The sequence below is a fragment of the Kitasatospora sp. NPDC038210 genome (assembly GCF_055600605.1).
The window spans coordinates 1-15,467 of sequence record NZ_JBVJYK010000054.1 but is presented as its reverse complement, the minus strand read 5'-3'; the positions used below and the strand labels follow the sequence as shown (position 1 = coordinate 15,467).

Genomic DNA, 15,467 nt, shown 5'->3' with positions numbered 1-15,467 from the left:
CCGGCTGACCGGTAGGGGAGGGGACCGGCCCGCCCCTTTGGCGAGGGGCGGGCCGGGCGTCGGTCTTGGCGGGTAATCTCGCAAGATTGACCGCCGATCGTCGCACGAGTGCGAGGCGTATCACCCGAGGTCAACGGGCGGTGCGAGGGCTTTCGAGGTGGCGGGCAGAGGTGAGTGTCTGCCCCTGCTGCACGGCGTCGCGCACCCGGTAGGGCAGCCGCTTGTTCATCTCCAGGGCCGCGAAGCCGGACAGCAGCTCGCTCGGGGTCAGGCCCCAGTGCCAGCACACGAGGTCGAACAGCCGCCACGTCACCGTGCCCCGGAACGCGCGGCTGACGGACGGTTGGCTGACGCCGAGGCCGGCGGCCAGGGCTACCTGGTTCTCGCCGGTCCACGCAGCGATCAGTCGGATGGTCTCGGCGAGCCTCTTCTCAGTACCCATGACCGTATTCAACCAGTGAATAGACAATGCGGTCTACGCATACAGCCGGGGTCGTCCGCAGGTCGTCGCCCCGCGCCGGGTGATCGACGCGGCCAAGAAGCGTGAGGGCGGGCGCGCTATCTAGCATGATTGCCCGCATGAGTCCGACGGTTCAGTACACGGTGGCGGTGGTGGAGGAGCGGCTGCGGCTGCTCGACCTGGTGGCCAAGATGGCGGCCGACGAAGAGCGAGCCTGGCTCGCCCAGGAGCGCGAGGGGCACATCGGCCTGCGCGGCGGGAAGCTGGCGCGGGCCCGCCGGGCGACCCGGGAGAAGCTCGCGCAGGAGCGGGAGGCCGGCAACCTCGCCGGGAGCCGCGACTGGCTGCTCGTGCCCGGCGTCCGGGCCGAGCTCGCCGCTCGGGGCTGGGACCGAGACTGGCCGCCGCTCCCCACCGGGGCGCTCGCCGCGGGCCGCCGCTGGGGCACTGCCCCGGGCCGCTACGAGGGCAGGCACGACGAGGGCGAGACGAAGTTCCTCGGCCGGCTCGGACTCCGGCTGCCGCGCGAAGTCGGCGAGCGGCTCCAACGGGCCTGCCACTGGCACAACGCGAAGATCGAGAAGGAACTCCAGGCATGGGCCGACCTGTGGGGGGACGGGCCCGAGGTGATCATGCGCGAGTCGATCCGCGAGCACGGCGGGGTCACCCAGCTCGCCGGGATGCTCGCCGCCCTCACCCCCACCCCGACCATGGAGGAGCTCGGCCGGCGGGCCGAGCTGCGTGCCCAGGTGGTCACCACCGGCGACATCCTGCGCGCCGCGCTCGACCGCGCCCTGACCGAGGCCCCCGAGCGGGCCCGCCGCGAGAAGATCCGGCTGCGCGACGCCGCCGCGAAGGCCCGCAAGGACGCCGCCTGGGCCGACGGCCGAGCCGAGCAGGCCAGGGACGAGCAGAAGATCGCGGAGGCCGAGAACAAGGCCGAGGACGCGGAGAAGGCCGGGAAGGACGTCCAGTACTTCACCACCCTGGCCGCCCACTACCGCTTCGAGGCCGAGCGCTGCGCCACCCGCGCCGACGAGGTCGGCGACCTCATCGGCCAGTTGAAGGCACACCGGACCTGACCCCCGGGCCTCGGCGGATCTTGAATTCTTGAAACCCGGGGCCCCGGGTTGGCGATCAATCTTGCAAGATTGCCCGCCATGAGGGCGGGTTCCCTTTGGAGTTCTCTTCGAAGTCCCGTTTCGGGTGCTCTTCCAGGTGCCGTTTCGGGTGCCGTTTCGGGTTCTGCAGCCCGACCGTCGGCGGCCGCGTGGACAAGGGGTCTGACCTGCGGGTCAAGGGGTGCGGACAAGGGGGTCGGCGGGCGCCGACTTCTTCCGTACGGCACCCTTCCGGCGGGCGGTGCGGAAGATCAGCGGCCGATGCTCGGGCCGGACCGTCCCTGGGTGGGCGGCTCGTAGCGGTACGACTGCTCGTACTGCCGCTGCCGTTCCGCCGCGCGGGCCTGCTCGGCCGCGCGCCGCTCGTTCGCCGCGTGGATCGCTGCGGTCCGCTCGACCGACTCCGTTGCCCGCCGGCCGACCGGCAACTGCTCGCGCACCGCGGCCTCCTCTCGCAGGCCGACCGCCCGCCCGGCCAACTGCTCGGCGGTGGTCCGCTTCCCTGCGGCGTCCCGCACCGCGCGCTGGTGCTCGGCCCGGTCGTTGCGGTCGAGATCGGCGGCCAGCTTGGGCAGCCGCTCGCGCGCGGCGTCGATCCGCGGCTGCACCGGCCCGTACGCGCTGCCGACGGCGGAGTCCACCTCGGCCTTCGCCTGGCCCCGCAGCTCCTGCGCGCCGGACCGCAGTTCGGCGGCCTCCCGGAACAGTGCCTCCGCCTGCCCTGTGCGCTCGCTGACACGCTCGCGCAGCAGGTCAGCGGCCTCCAGCATCCCCTTGCGCTGGAAGGTGATCGCGGACCGCTTGAGCCCGGCCCGCGCCCGCACCTTCGCCTCGATGCGCATCTCCTCGCGGTTCTGCGCGTACAGCTCGGCAGAGCGGCCGGAGGCGGCGTCCGCGCCCTGGTCGAGCACGGCGGCCCGGCCGAGCAGCCGCTCGGCGGCGTCCAGATGCCCCGTCACCTTCGCCACCCGCCGCGCCCCGGGGGCCTCGTCGGTGCCCAGCACCGAGGCCAGCCGCTCGGCGCGCAGGTCGAGCTGGCGGGCCTCGGCGCGGGCCTGCTGCGCCTGCTCCTCGGCCTTCTCGGCGCGCGGCAGCAGCACGTGGTCGGCCACCCCGCCGTACTCGCGCTCCCGCCACCCGGGCACCGCCGGAGCGGGCGCCTCGACCGGCGCGGCCGGGACGGGCGGCAGACGGAGCTCCGCCCGCAGCTGCTCGACCATCTCGGCGGCCCGCTCCACCGGGGTCTGCTCGCGCTGCTCCGGGACCTGTGCCGCCTCGGCCGCGCGGACCGTCTCGGCGACGTCGGCCGGGGCGGGGGAGGGGAAGGCCGGCCGTTGCTCGGGCACGGCCTGGTGCCGCTGCTCGGTCAGCTCGTCCAGCACCATCACGTCGCCCTGGTCGCCTTCGAGTTGGCGACCGTACGCGGCGACCGCCCGGTCCAGCCGCTCGGCGTCGGTGCGCGCGGGCCCGAGCGTGATCCGGGTGGTGTCGTCCTCGAGTTCCGCCAACGGCAGCACCAGGTGGGTCTGCTGCCGGGCCCGGGACAGCGCCGGGTAGAGGCTGTGGGCGTCCGCGCCGTGCCCGGAGGCGATCGTCACCTCGGAGGTCAGGCCCTGCGCGGAGCCGATCGTCATCGCGTAGCCGTGGGTCAGGCGGCCCTCGGCGACGTCCCTGGGGCTCATCCACGCCTGGTCGGTGCGGTGCCCGCCGGAGCCGTCCGGGCGACGCCACTCGACCAGCACGCCGCGCCGCTCGTCGGTCTCCAGCGCGACGCCGCGGAACCCGTTCAGCACGTCGACCTGGTCCGCGCTGCGGCGGGAGCGGTAGTCGTTGCGGCGGACGTGGACCAGGTCCCCGGCGGCGAACTCCACCAGGCCGTCGGCCGTGCGGAACCGGTGGCCGCCGTCGAGTTCGCCGGCCTCGACCCGCAGCGCCCGCGCCCCCGCGTTGAGCTCGGCGACGTCGGCCCGGCGGGCGGCCAGCAGCAGCAGGTCGGCGACCTGGCCGTGCGGGTCGCCGGTCCACCAGCTGCGGGCCGCGTCCCACGACCGGAGCATGGAGGCATGGGCCTCCTCGGTGGTGTCGGTGGCCTGCACCCGGCCGTGCCCGGCGAGCATGGCCAGCGCGCTGGTGCGCCCGCCGTCGCGCCACGTCGCCAGCGCGGCCCGCTCGACCTGGTCGACCTGGCGCCGGTTCTCGGTCAGCGAGAGGCCGTCCACCATCTGGTGCACCCGGGCGAAGCCGCCGCCGACCCCGACCGCCTTCAACTGCATGGGGTCGCCGACCGCGACGACCTTCGTGCCGGTCTCGGCCGCGTGCCGCAGCAGCGCGGCCAGCGCCCGGTCATCGACCATGGCGGCCTCGTCGATGACCAGCACGCCGACGCCCGCGAGGCCCCGGCCGCCGGTGATGTCGCGGGTCCAGGCGGCGATGGTGCGCGAGTCGATCCCGGCCTCGGCGGTCAGGTTCGCCGCGGCGACCGCCGCCGTGCTGGCGCCGACTACGGAAAGGCCGGCGGCCTCCCACCCGGTCCGCGCGGCGGCCATCAGCGTCGTCTTGCCCGCCCCGGCGACGCCGATCACCGCGTCCGCTCCGTGACCGGCGGTCAGCAACCGCAGGATCACCGCGCGCTGCTGCTCGGAGAACCGGAACTCCCGGCCCTCGGCCGACTTCGCCAGCTCGGTGGTGGCGATCGTCAGCTCGGCCGCCTCGGCGGTGAGCTGGGCCAGGCCGCGGCCGTAGCCGGTGGCGGTGGTGGAGATGATCGTGGTCTCCGCCTCGACCACGGACGTGTGGGTGTAGCGCTGGCGGTGCACCTGGTGGTGCCGGTTGGAGTCGGTCAGCCGGACCGCGTGCCCGTCGACGGCGAGGACCTGGTCCGCGAGCTCGGCCAGCTGCTCGACGGAGTCCAGGTAGGGCAGTTCCTGCACCACGGCCGCGAGCACGTGCGTGTGCCCAACGCTCTTCCTCGACGCCACCAGGCCGTGCTCTCCCTCCCAAATTCGGGAGGCGATCTGCTCCGGCGTCGGCAGCACCGGGCCGACCGGGCGACCGCCGGCGGACGTCCCGGGACCACCCGGGCCGGGCAGCGCGGCGGCCACCATCGCGTCCACCGCACGCCCCGCCTCGGCGAGCACGGCGGCGCGCTGCTCCTCGTTCAGCCGCGGGTCCAGTTCGCCGGCCATCGCGGCGACCGCCTGCACGCGCCAGCTGTCGCGCTCGGTCCCGGCCTGCTCGGTCTTCGCCTCGGCGGTGCGCCGCGCGGCGGCCTTCTGCTGGTCGCGGGTCGCGCCGTCGCCGACGTCGCCGACGACCTGGCGGTGCCGACGAGAGAACACCTCGCGCAGCTGCTCCGGCACCCCGGCCAGCTCCCACGCGCCGGTGGACTCGGAGCGCTCGAACCGCGCGCCGTGCCGCTCGATCAGGCGCTGGCGAAAGCGCGCCTCGGCCAGCTCGTTGACCAGCCGCGCGTGCCGCAGCAGGTCCTCGGCCCCGGCGGCGATCGTGCGCCACTTCCCGTCCTCGCCCCGGGCCATGTGCGCCAGGTTCACGTGGACGTGCAGGTGCGGGTCACCGACCGCGCCGTCCACCGGCCGCGCGCTGCGGTGCAGCGTCGTCCACCCCAGGAACCCGGACGTGGCCACCCGCTCGGCCTGCTGGCCGGACCCGTGGTGACCGGCCATCCCGTACGCGGTCCACTGCTCCAGCGCGGCCACCGAGTCGCCGACCGACGCGAGCCACTCCTCCTCCAGCTCGGCCGCCAGCTCGTCGTCCGCGAGCGCCCACGCGGTGGAGAGCGACTTCGGCAGATCGAGCACCAGGTCCACGCCACGCAGGCCGACGTCGACGTGCCGACCGGTCCACGGCCGCGCCTCCGCAACGACGTCCGCGCCGTACAGCTCCTCGACGTCCAGGCCCGCCGCGGCGGCAATCCGCTCGGCGTCGGCCAGCGGCAGCAGGTGCCGATCTCCCTCGCGCCGCAGGCCTCGCTCGGCGCGCGCCAGACGCTCCCCGAGCGGCCCGCCCAGGTACTCCGCCGCGCTGATCCCGTCGGCCTCGGCGAGCGCCGTCACGGCGTCGACCACGACCCGGGCGGGCACCTTCCCGCGCGGGTCGAGCACCTGCTTGCGCTTCACCAGCTGCTCGCCGGTGCGCCAGTCGCGGCCGTCCATCAACGCCTTCGCCGCGTCCGCGTCGACCGGTCCGCCGGCGGTCAGTTCGAGCTCTCCGAGGCCGCTGCCGATCCACCGCAGATCGCGCTCGGAGGCGAGCCGGTACTCGACCTGGGCGTCGTGCTCGACGTCGCACCCGCAGTCGCGGGAGAGCCGGTAGTCGACCTGTTCGGGAGCCCGGATCGGCGTCACCCACCCCACTGACCGATCCACCCCCTTCGCGCCGTTTGTCCGCCCAGCGGACCATGATCCCGTATCGAAGATACCTGGAGTGCTGTAGGTAGCTTGGTAGTAGGTGTGTGCTGGTCGTTGTGGCTGGTTTTTTTGGGTTGGTTTGTGCTGTATGTCGGTTGCTGTGGTGGTGAGTTGGTTGCTGGGTTTCGTGGTGTTGCTGGTGGTGTCGGTCGGTTGTTGGTGATGGCTGCTGGTGGCCGGTGGCGGGCGGGTACGGTGCCCGGAGGAGATCGGGGAGGGCGCAGTGAGCTATGTCTACGGGTGCGGGGTGTGCCGGACCGTCAGTCACCACGGCAGCGAGGGGGAGGCGGTGGCCGAGCGGACCAGCCACCGCCTCAAGGTCCACCACGGCCGTGTGCCGATCAGCGAGTGGATCAGGGACACCACCCCGCAGCGCCCGCCGCGCCCTACGCCTGCACCGCTGAGTCCGCTGTCCGTCGCGCGCTGGCTGCTCGGCACCTGGCCCGGCCGCGTCGTCGCGCTCGTCCTGGTCGTCGTCGTGGTGCGCGTCGGACTGTTCATCCACGACCTGCCGCCGGCGTTCGCGCCGGTGCCCGCGCCGTCGCCCACGTGGACGTGGACGAACCCCTTCGTGTCCGCGGCGCCCACCACCGCCTCGTCCCCCCGGTGACGACCGGGCCGGGGAAGGCCTCGGCCTTGGCGGCCAATCTTGCGAGATTACCCGCCACCGCCCGACTGCCCCGCAATGCGAACGGCCCCCGGGAGTCACCCGGGGGCCGTTCATGCTGATTGCACCCGCACGGTATCAGGGGTGCGGCGTGTGGTGCCGGGATTGGTGACCGTGTCACTACCTTGGGCCTCATGCTGATTGCCCTCGTGAACTACAAGCCGGGGAGTGGGAAGTCGACCACCGCCGGGTGGCTGGCCAGCGCGATCCACGAGAGACCCGGCGACCCGCCCGTCGTCCTGGTCGACGCCGACCGCTCCCGGGCCGTCGCCGACTGGCACGAGCTCGCCCCGTTCCCGTTCGCTGTGCACCGGGCCGCCCGGCCGCAGGCGCACATCCTGATCCCCGAGTTGGTCCCGGCCGGGCACGACGTTGTGGTCGACTGCCCGCAGGCGGAAGACCACGCGGACATCGTGCTGTCCGTGCTGCAGCTGGCGGACGTGGTGATCGTGCCGACTAGTACCAGCTCGTTCGAGCTGCCCCGCACGGTCGACACGTACCGGTTCCTGGAGGACGCCCGGCGGGACCTGGGCCGGCCGCTGCCGACGGTGGTGTCGATGAACCGGGCCGACCCGAAGGACCCGAAGTACAACCAGGAGGTGCGGGACGACCTGGTGAAGGCGGGCTTCACCGTGCTGGCCACGGAGATCCCCGCGCACCGCAAGTACCACAAGGCGTGGGGCAAGCCGATCCGCGCCCGGATGACCCACTACGACCGCGTCCTGACCGAGATCAGGAACATGAAGATCGGAGTCACCCCGTGACCGCAGCCGCAGCCCGCCGCGACACCGACCGGTCGGACCGCTCGCGCGTCTCGCTGGTCCAGGACCTGCCCGACCTCGATGAGGTGGTGGAGGGGACCGGAGACCTGTCGGCGATGGAGCGTACGAACCTGGCAGCCGCGGAAGCGGCGCTCGACGCGTTCCAGGCGTCCGGCTGGGCGGCCGGGCAGGCGCTGGCGGTCATCGCCAAGGGCCACCTTCACCGCGCCACCCACCCGGACTTCCCCGCGTACCTGTGGGACCGGTGGGGGCTCAAGCCGTCCCCGGCCTACCGGCTGATGGAGGGCTACCGGCTGGCCGCACTGCTCGCGCCGAACACGGGCGGCCGGGGTGTGACCGGAAGCCACGTCACCAGCCTGCTCCCGGTCGTCAAGGCGGACCAGGAGTACGGGGAGCTGACCGCGGTCGCTCTGTTCGCCGGCGCCCAAGCGGCGGTGAAGGAATCCGACCAGGGAGGGAAGGTCACGGCCTCCATGCTGGACGCGGCGGTCGCCGAGTTCGACAAGGCGAAGAACCTGCCGGCTGAGGGGCCCGAGCGCGAGCAGGCGGTCACCGCGCTGGCCTACAAGACCGTGACCTCCCTAATTAGGGAGACCTCGGGTGACGGGAACGGGAAGGGGAAGTCGGCGAAGAAGGCGGGCCCGCTGCGCCTGGCGGTGCCGGAGAAGCTGACCGCCGAGCTGGACGACTGGACGAGCCAGCTGTCGGCCGGCCTCGGGATGACGCTCTCGCGGGACGCGGTGGTCGCCCGGATCGTGGAGCTGGCCTTGGAGGAGCCGGATGCCCTGGTGGCGGTGGCCCAGCGGATCGAGGCCGAGTCGGCGGAGAAGATCGGCACGGCCCGGCGGTGGACGTGGACGCCGAAGGACCAGCCGCGCGGGTACATCCGGATCGCGGAGGAGAAGCCCAAGGGGCACAAGGCGGCCAAGGGCGAGCCGGAGATCCGGTGCTCCACGATCCTGGACCACCAGGAGGCCGGACAGGAGCCGTGCGAGGAGGTGCCGGTGTGGCGGATCACCAACCACCAGACCGGCAAGACCGCGACGGTGACCACCGTTCACTTCTGCGAGGAACACCTGCCCGCCGACTCCAGCCCGCCCGGCCGCTGGAACGGCTGACCTGATCCGGCGTCACACCCCGGCCCGGCACCACCTGGTGCCGGGCTTCGCCGTTCCCCGCCGGGGAGGCCTCGCCCGGCGCCTTATCTTGCGAGATTGCCCGCCAAGACGGCCGGGTGCCTACGGAATGGTCTACGGACTGGTCTGCGGAGTGGCCTACCGAGTGGTCTGCGGAGTGGTCTACGGACTTGTCTGTGAAGGCCTGCGCCGCGCGCCTGGACAAGGGGTGTGACCTGCTGGACAAGGGGTGCCCGGTACCGGCTCGGAGGCGCCGACTTCTTCCCTGTGGCGTCCTTCGGCGGGCCGCGGTGCCGGGGAAGTCGAACGGTGGGCCGGTGCGGCGGGTCACCCAGGCCGGGGCCGGCCTTCGTGCGCTCGGCTCGCCATCGTCCTTGACCCAAGGGTCGGGGCTGCGGGTGATCCCTCGGTGGGCGGCTCGCGGTGGTGGCCGCGCCCGGCCGGGGTCGTCCGGATCGGCCGCCGTCAAGGCGGTCGACCCGCCGGGGAGTTTCGACGGTGGAGCGAAGCGGAGGCGGCGAAAGTCTTCGGCGGGTTTGCCGGGCGGCCCCGGTTGGGGGTGGCAGGGTTCGGAGGCGTCCACCGAGGGATCACCCGCGCAACGGCCCGCACCACCCACCCACAGTCAGACACCAAGATCACCGGAGCCGATCCCCTTGGAGGTGGCCCGTCGGAGACAAGATCGGTGACGCGAGCCGGAGCACCCTCCGGCGGCAGGGTCCGGGCATGACCGAGCCCCCGCCAGCGAATGCTGACGGGGGCTCCGGTGAGGCGAGGGGAAGTGGGTCAGGCTTGATCGTCGGAGAGTCCGTGGCGGCGTTCCCACTCGCGCCAGCAACTGCGGACGAGGCCCTGGGTCACGGGGTTGGGGTCGTCCTGGTGCCGCTCGATCGCGGCGCACAGCTCCTCCATGGTGAACTCCGGGATGACCTTGTCGGGCCAGCGGTCGGTGGTCATGGCAGGTGCCTCTCGGGTCGGTGGATCAGGCGGCGTTCGTGCGGCTGACGATGATCGTCCGGGCGGGGTTGTCGGGGTCGGCGCGCATGACGAACCCCTCTCGGCCGGACCACTCTTCGGCGTTGTTGGCGTTGTTGTTGTTGCTCTGACCTGCGACAACAACGCCACCAGGGGCGGCCTCAGAAGGGGAGGGGAGCGGAGGCACGTCGTCGTGGTGGATGCCGGGCACGCTGACGCCCTCCACCCGCACCCCTCCTCGGACCTCCACGCGGGCCTCTCGCAGGAGCGCGCGGACGGCCTTCCCGGACCTCTTCCAGAGGGGGTGCTGGGCGGCCAGATGGGCGGTCACGGCGGTGAGGGCAACGTGGGTGCCGGAGGCCCCCAGAACGGCCACCGCGAGGCGGGCATCGGCGGGGGTCGGGAGGGCCGCAGCTGGGGCCTGATCGGGCTCGTCCTCAAGCTCCTCCTCGGCCTGGTCGTCGTCGTCCTCGGCGGAGTCCTCGTCGGCCTGGTCGTCGCCGTCGGCTGCACCCTCGGTAGCGGGCTCGGCGTTGGGGTCGGCCTGACCCGCGATCAGCGCGGCGATCACCCACAGGGCGAGGCTCCCGCCGACCACGGTCGGCACCCACTTCCCCACGATCGGCCAGAGCAGCACGAGCGCGGCGACCGTTCCGCCGGCGCGCTTCGACCACGTGACGAACGGGTGCTCGGTGCCCTCGGCCGGAGCGGCCTCCTGCTTCGGAGCCGGGTGGCTCGGGCAGTGCTCGGCGTGGCTCGGGTTCTTCTTGTGGTCAGGGTGCTTGCACGGCTCCGGCTCTGGGGTGGTGGTGCGGGCCTTGACTGCCTTGATGATCCGGCGGTTCCCGGCGGCGAACGTGGCCAGGTTGACGCCCTCGAACAGCTCGCGCATCAGGCACCGAACCCGTGCAGCACGGAGGCGAGGACGGTCACCGGGACGGCCAGCAGTCCCCCGGCGGTCGACAGCGCGCCGGGCAGCGCGACGCCGACGATCAGGTCCTTGGTCATCGCGGGCTTGGTGCCGAACCCGATCAGGATCAGGATCAGCGCGACCGCGCCCGCGCCGACCGGGCCGACGGTGCCGGACTGCGCGTTCAGCGAGTCGCTGATGCTGGTCGACACGGTGCCGATCTGGGCCAGGGCGGTCCCGGCGCTGGCGGCGAGCAGGCCGAGCGCGGCGCCCCAGTAGATGACGTGGTGGTCCTTGACCGGCTGGAGCTTGCCGCCGCCCTTCTTGTAGATGAACAGCGCGACGATGATCAGCAGGATCATGCCGCCGGACCCGATGGCTCCGAACATGGTGGTGAACTCCTTCGGTGTCAGCTGAAGATGCTGTTGATCAGGTGGTTGAACAGGGGGCCGGTCAGGGCGAGCAGGGGCGCGAGCTTGCACGCGGCGGCGAGGCCGGAGGCGACGGGGACGCGGACGAGGATCAGAGCGGGCACGCGGGCCTTGCCGCGGACCTCGGACACCCGGGTCAGGTGGCCGTTGGCGTCGCGCCGCATCCACAGGTCGAGCGCCCACCCGCCGGCCAGCACGACGTACGCGCCGATCCCCTGGGCGTCGGCCCACTGGACCAGGCCGACGGAGTAACCGGCGCTGGCCGACAGGGCGGTGAGGACGCACCAGCGCCGGAAGCGGCGCACCCGCTCGTCGGAGCCGACCTTGTGCAGCATCGACGCGTAGCGTTCGGCCCGGCGCTGGCGCGCGCGGTCCCGCTGCTTGTGGCGCTGCGCGCGTTCGCGGGGAGTCTCCGGTTCCTGACCGGCGGCGATCCGGGCCGCGTCGATCCCGGCGTCCTCCTCGGCGTCCAGGCGCTGACGCCGCTCCTCCGGGGTCTCGGTGATGGTCAGGCTGAGCCGGTCGAGCGCCTCGACGGTGCGCTGCTGCGCCCGGTCGGCCGCGGCGAGGTTCTCCGGGGTCCAGACGGCGGCTGCGGTCTGGGACCACCAGGTCGTGGAAAGGCCGGCGGTCGGCGCGTAGTTCGGGGGCGGAGGCGGGGGCGTGGTCACCGGTGGTACCCCCGGATGAACAGCCAGGAGCAGTAGGCGGCGAGCGCGGCGTCCACCAGGATGAACGCGAGGCAGATGATGTTGCCGATCACGTGCGGGCCCTTCTGGGAGCGGGCCCGGCCGGAGCCGGGCCCTGGGGTGGGCGTGCGGTCAGGAGCTCTGGCCGAGCTGGTTGTTGCTGTGGGTGGTGCGGGGGGCGAAGACCTGGCGGCCGTTGGCGCGGGCCTCGTCGTAGTCGCTGCCGGTCCACACACGGCCGTCGGCGGCCTGGTGGTCGGGCGTCTCGGTGCGGGTGCTGGGCTTGCTCTCGCTGCGGCGGAACATCAGCGCTCCCCCTCAGCGGTGCCGGTGACGACCAGGACGTCGCCCTCGATCTCCAGCAGCGCGTAGTAGGTCACGCACCCGGCCGGGCTGTTCGGGCCGTCGGACGCCCTCACCGACATGCACCACTCGGAGCGGATCAGCTCGGTGAGCTGCTGGGCGGTGATCGGCTCGGTGGCGGTGTAGGACGTGCTGGTGGTCGGGCGGATGATGCCGATGATCGGCACGGTGCGGTCGCTCACTTCGACCCACCGCCCAGCAGGCCGCGCAGGAGGCGGGCCGCAGCGGACCCGGCCTTGGCCAGGTCAGCGGGGGTGATCGGGGGGATCTTCGGGGTAGCGTCGGACATGGCTGGTCCCTTCATGCAGGGGTTGGCCTGAGCCCCGGCCGGGTCGCTTCCGGTCGGGGCTTCTTGCATCACTGAAGGTAGACCAAAACGCCGATTTGCACTACCCCCTTGGTAGAGCACGCCTTCGTGTTCTACCGTTCTGGGTAGAGCGGGCTGAACAGGTGCTCGCATGAGGAGGAGGGACTGCCGTGGCCGGATACGCCGAAATCGCCGGGCATTTCCGCAAGTTGATCGAATCGGGTGGGTTGTCGCCGGGCGACCGGCTCCCGCCTCTCCGGGAGGTGATGCAGGAGTTCGGGGTAGCGCAACAGACCGCGAGCAGGGCCTACGCCAAGCTGCGTGCCGAGGGGTTGACCACCGCGACCACGGGTGGTGGGACGGTTGTCGCGCCGCTCGGCAGCGGCAACATCGCTGCCCGGGTCGCAGCCCACGCGGCCACTGGTCGTGCCCTTGCAGAGGGGGAGACCAGCCGAATCGTGGAGGTCGGCACGGTGCCGGCGGACGAGACCGTGGCGCATCGCCTCGGTGTCGAACCCGGCACTCCGGTGCACGTTCGTCGGCGCGTCGTCAGCCGTGGGGGTGTGCCCGTGCACTACTCCTCGTCGTACTACCCGGCGTACGTCATCGAGGCGGTTCCCGAACTGACTCAGCCCGTCTCAACGGGCGCGAGCCGGGAGCTGGCCGCCGAGCGCCTGGGCGTCCCGCAGGCCCAGGTGCTGGAGGAGATCAGCCCGCGGCTGGCGACGGTGCCGGAGGCCGAGGCACTGGGCCTCTCCGGTCAGGTGATCGTGAACCAGATCGTGCGCACGGTTTGGCTGGCGGACTCCCGGACGGTCGAGGTCGGAGTCAAGATCACCGCGACCGTGCTGCGGTACTCGACCGCGCTGTAGCCCCGGCATGCAGAAGGGCCGGACCCGGATGACCCCCGGGACCGGCCCACCACCTAGTGATCCACGGAGGTACCCGTGTCCCACACCACGAAGTATGCCCGGCCGCGCGCCATCGGCTGGCCGACCGGTCTCCTGTTCGCCGCCCTGTTCCTGATCTGCGCCGCCGTCGGCGCGGCCGGGGCGTACGGCACCTACAGCAACGCCAAGGCGGCGTTCCACGACTCCGGCCGTGCTCTGTCGCTCGTCGCCGGCGGCGAGGGCGTCGTCCTGGTGCTCGGCGTCGCCATGCTCGGCCTGACCCTCATCCAGCGCCCCTACCCGGCCGCGCTCCGCTGGGCCCTGGTCGCAGTGCCCGCCGGCGCCTCGGTCGCCGGGGTGATCATCGCCCCCACGCTGGCCGACGCCGCCGCCTACGCCATCTCCCCCATGGCCATGACCGCCGCCGCCGAGTTGTCCGGCCTGCTGGCCCGCTCGATCGTGGTTCACCGCAGCGGCGTGGACGCCGAGGCCCAGCGCCGCGCCGCCGACGCCACCCGGCGCCTGGCCTACCACCGCGCCCGCGCCGCCGGCCACCCCGACGAGAAGACCCGCGCCCGCTCGGAGCGCGCCGCGTGGCGGCTCGCCGCACGGGTCGGCGAAGGTGACCTGGCGCTCGGCGAGGACCTGGCCGAGGTGCAGCGCGAGCGCCTCACCATCGCCGCCGACGACGCGCTGTCCGGCATGTTCACCCTGTACGCCGCCGCACCCGCGCCGCACCCCGCCGCACCCACGCCGCAGGCCGCCGCGCAGGTCAGCGCCCCTGCGGCCCTGGCCGTGGCCGCACCCGCGCCGCAGCCCGCCGCACCCGCGCCGCACACTGCGGCGGCCACCCTCGCCGACGTCTGCTCGGTCGCCGGAATCCCTGTCCCGACTCCCGGCGACACCATGACCGACGACCAGGTCGCCGCCGTCCTGCGCTGGCTGCGCTACTCGACCAACCCGCCGATGACCGGCCGCACCGCCTTCGCCGCCTTCCGGGCGGAGGGCTTCACCGCCTCCGACGCCAAGCTCCGCGAGACCTGGAACTCCCTGGGCACCAACCCGTAGCAGAACGCGCGAACCGGCACGAACTGTCGTACTTACTCGGAAGGATGAACACCATGACCGAGACCAGCCCCGCCAAGCTCGCTGACCAGGCCGCCGAGGCGATCCGCGCGCTCAACCACGCCACCCTCGCCACCGGCCGGGACGACTGGGAGTTCCCCAGCCACGCCTACGACGTGATCGGCGGACTCGACCGGATGGCTGGCGGCCTGGACCAGGCGCTCGGACAGGTCTGGTCGCTGCTCGCCAAACTCGCCACCGACGGACACGTCACCAGCGACCGAGGCGACGCCAACCGCGACCTGGACGACGCCCGCAGCGCGCTCGACGCCGCCCGCGCTGCTGCGGACCAGCTCGTCACGGCGCTGAGCCGTGCTCACTCCGCCACGAGTCCGCTGGCCTACAAGGCCTGATCAGCAACCAGAACGCCACAGGGCCCGCCCCCAAAGCGGGGGACGGGCCCTGACCGGTCTTCCAGATCACATGCGGCACTTTCGCGCCGTACGCCACACCGAACGCCCAGATAGGGCATGATCGGTCGTCAATAGACCTGAAAACGCGAAAGACCGGGTGTTCCACCACCCGGCCTCTCTAGGTGATCAGGCCCTAAAAGATTCGCTGGCCGCGATAACACAGAAACCTGACCACTTGGACCCGATGGTACCGGGTGCTCCTGGCATCCGCGCAACAACGACTCCGACAGTCACCGCCCCGGGTGACGCTCCCGCCGCAACGGCGGTCGAGCCCCGGCCGAGCGGTGACTTTTCGCGCGCCCGTACGCCGGGAATGTCGCATTTGTCGGATCATCAGACTTTCGGTGCCGGTGGCACCTTCACCACCACCGCGCTCTTCGACGTCCCGCCGGCCTTCACCCCGGGCACCTCCCCCGCCACCAACGGCGCCTCGGCCTTGGGGCTTGTCACATCGGCCATCTCTTCCCGACTTTTCGCCGCGACCGGCCGCCCGACGGTGCCGACAGCCCCGGCGGACGGAAAACCGCAGGTCAAGGGGCGGAAGGTCCGGCGGGGGCGCGGGTTCCCCGGTGCTGAGCTGATCGGGCACGTCCGCGACCACTTCGGCCCGGAGCTCGACCCGGACGAGTGGGAGGCCGCCCGTGACCGCTCGCCGTTCATGTCCCCGCAGCGCGCCGCCGCCGCGCACTGGGACGGCGGCCAGTCGATCGAGTGGACCCTGTACGTCAGCCCCGGCGCCGTCCGGATCGGCTCGCACGACTCCCAGGCCAA

General features: G+C 72.7%; 17 protein-coding genes. 8 read left to right on the top strand and 9 right to left on the bottom strand.

The window, feature by feature from the left end; all coding sequences use genetic code 11:
- Positions 1–130: 130 nt before the first annotated feature.
- Entirely contained in the window at positions 131–442 is a 312-nt protein-coding gene (locus tag ACZ7KX_RS41870) for a helix-turn-helix domain-containing protein (RefSeq protein ID WP_470331202.1), read from the bottom strand.
- A 137-nt stretch (positions 443–579) separates the two neighbouring features.
- Here ACZ7KX_RS41870 and ACZ7KX_RS41865 point away from each other — a divergent pair, with 137 nt between their 5' ends.
- Entirely contained in the window at positions 580–1,542 is a 963-nt protein-coding gene (locus ACZ7KX_RS41865) for a hypothetical protein (RefSeq protein ID WP_470331201.1), read from the top strand.
- Between the two features lie 290 nt (positions 1,543–1,832).
- On the opposite strand, the gene mobF is transcribed toward ACZ7KX_RS41865, so the two are convergent.
- Positions 1,833–5,945: a MobF family relaxase gene (gene mobF / locus ACZ7KX_RS41860; protein WP_470331200.1), complete on the bottom strand. Its 4,113-nt coding sequence runs from the start codon at positions 5,943–5,945 to the stop codon at positions 1,833–1,835.
- A 286-nt stretch (positions 5,946–6,231) separates the two neighbouring features.
- On the opposite strand from mobF, the gene ACZ7KX_RS41855 reads away from it, so the two are divergent.
- From ACZ7KX_RS41855 to ACZ7KX_RS41845, 3 genes are all read left to right on the top strand, one after another.
- Positions 6,232–6,618, top strand: coding sequence for a hypothetical protein (locus tag ACZ7KX_RS41855; protein ID WP_470331199.1), 387 nt, complete (start codon positions 6,232–6,234; stop codon positions 6,616–6,618).
- Between the two features lie 191 nt (positions 6,619–6,809).
- Positions 6,810–7,439, top strand: coding sequence for a ParA family protein (locus ACZ7KX_RS41850; RefSeq protein WP_470331198.1), 630 nt, complete (start codon positions 6,810–6,812; stop codon positions 7,437–7,439).
- Positions 7,436–8,575, top strand: a complete 1,140-nt coding sequence (locus ACZ7KX_RS41845; protein ID WP_470331197.1) for a hypothetical protein — start codon at positions 7,436–7,438, stop codon at positions 8,573–8,575. Before ACZ7KX_RS41850 ends, ACZ7KX_RS41845 begins: the two co-directional genes overlap by 4 nt.
- 804 nt (positions 8,576–9,379) lie before the next feature.
- Here the strand turns inward: ACZ7KX_RS41845 and ACZ7KX_RS41840 are convergent.
- The 6 genes from ACZ7KX_RS41840 to ACZ7KX_RS41815 form a co-directional block, all read right to left on the bottom strand.
- On the bottom strand, positions 9,380–9,550 hold the full coding sequence (locus ACZ7KX_RS41840) for a hypothetical protein (protein WP_470331196.1): 171 nt from the start codon (positions 9,548–9,550) through the stop codon (positions 9,380–9,382).
- 25 nt (positions 9,551–9,575) lie between these two features.
- The gene (locus ACZ7KX_RS41835; RefSeq protein WP_470331195.1) at positions 9,576–10,460 is read right to left on the bottom strand and encodes a hypothetical protein; all 885 of its coding nucleotides are present in this window, start codon (positions 10,458–10,460) and stop codon (positions 9,576–9,578) included.
- Positions 10,460–10,867, bottom strand: a complete 408-nt coding sequence (locus tag ACZ7KX_RS41830; protein WP_470331194.1) for a hypothetical protein — start codon at positions 10,865–10,867, stop codon at positions 10,460–10,462. Before ACZ7KX_RS41830 ends, ACZ7KX_RS41835 begins: the two co-directional genes overlap by 1 nt.
- A gap of 20 nt (positions 10,868–10,887) precedes the next feature.
- Positions 10,888–11,580, bottom strand: a complete 693-nt coding sequence (locus tag ACZ7KX_RS41825) for a hypothetical protein (protein ID WP_470331193.1) — start codon at positions 11,578–11,580, stop codon at positions 10,888–10,890.
- Between the two features lie 150 nt (positions 11,581–11,730).
- Positions 11,731–11,904, bottom strand: coding sequence for a hypothetical protein (locus ACZ7KX_RS41820; protein ID WP_470331192.1), 174 nt, complete (start codon positions 11,902–11,904; stop codon positions 11,731–11,733).
- Positions 11,904–12,143: a hypothetical protein gene (locus tag ACZ7KX_RS41815; RefSeq protein WP_470331191.1), complete on the bottom strand. Its 240-nt coding sequence runs from the start codon at positions 12,141–12,143 to the stop codon at positions 11,904–11,906. Before ACZ7KX_RS41815 ends, ACZ7KX_RS41820 begins: the two co-directional genes overlap by 1 nt.
- Positions 12,144–12,438: 295 nt before the next feature.
- On the opposite strand from ACZ7KX_RS41815, the gene ACZ7KX_RS41810 reads away from it, so the two are divergent.
- The 3 genes from ACZ7KX_RS41810 (at position 12,439) to ACZ7KX_RS41800 (ending at position 14,636) form a co-directional block, all read left to right on the top strand.
- Positions 12,439–13,140: a GntR family transcriptional regulator gene (locus tag ACZ7KX_RS41810; protein ID WP_470331190.1), complete on the top strand. Its 702-nt coding sequence runs from the start codon at positions 12,439–12,441 to the stop codon at positions 13,138–13,140.
- A 75-nt stretch (positions 13,141–13,215) separates the two neighbouring features.
- A complete protein-coding gene (locus tag ACZ7KX_RS41805; protein WP_470331189.1) occupies positions 13,216–14,226 on the top strand; it encodes a hypothetical protein in 1,011 nt (336 codons plus the stop codon).
- Between the two features lie 53 nt (positions 14,227–14,279).
- Positions 14,280–14,636, top strand: coding sequence for a hypothetical protein (locus ACZ7KX_RS41800; protein ID WP_470331188.1), 357 nt, complete (start codon positions 14,280–14,282; stop codon positions 14,634–14,636).
- 393 nt (positions 14,637–15,029) lie between these two features.
- Here the strand turns inward: ACZ7KX_RS41800 and ACZ7KX_RS41795 are convergent, their stop codons facing one another.
- Positions 15,030–15,155 (bottom strand): hypothetical protein, encoded by a 126-nt coding sequence (locus ACZ7KX_RS41795; protein WP_470331187.1) that lies wholly within the window; start codon positions 15,153–15,155, stop codon positions 15,030–15,032.
- A gap of 37 nt (positions 15,156–15,192) precedes the next feature.
- Between ACZ7KX_RS41795 and ACZ7KX_RS41790 the strand changes: the two genes are divergently transcribed.
- Positions 15,193–15,467, top strand: a 275-nt coding sequence (locus ACZ7KX_RS41790; RefSeq protein WP_470331186.1) for a hypothetical protein, incomplete at its 3' end; no start/stop codon positions are given.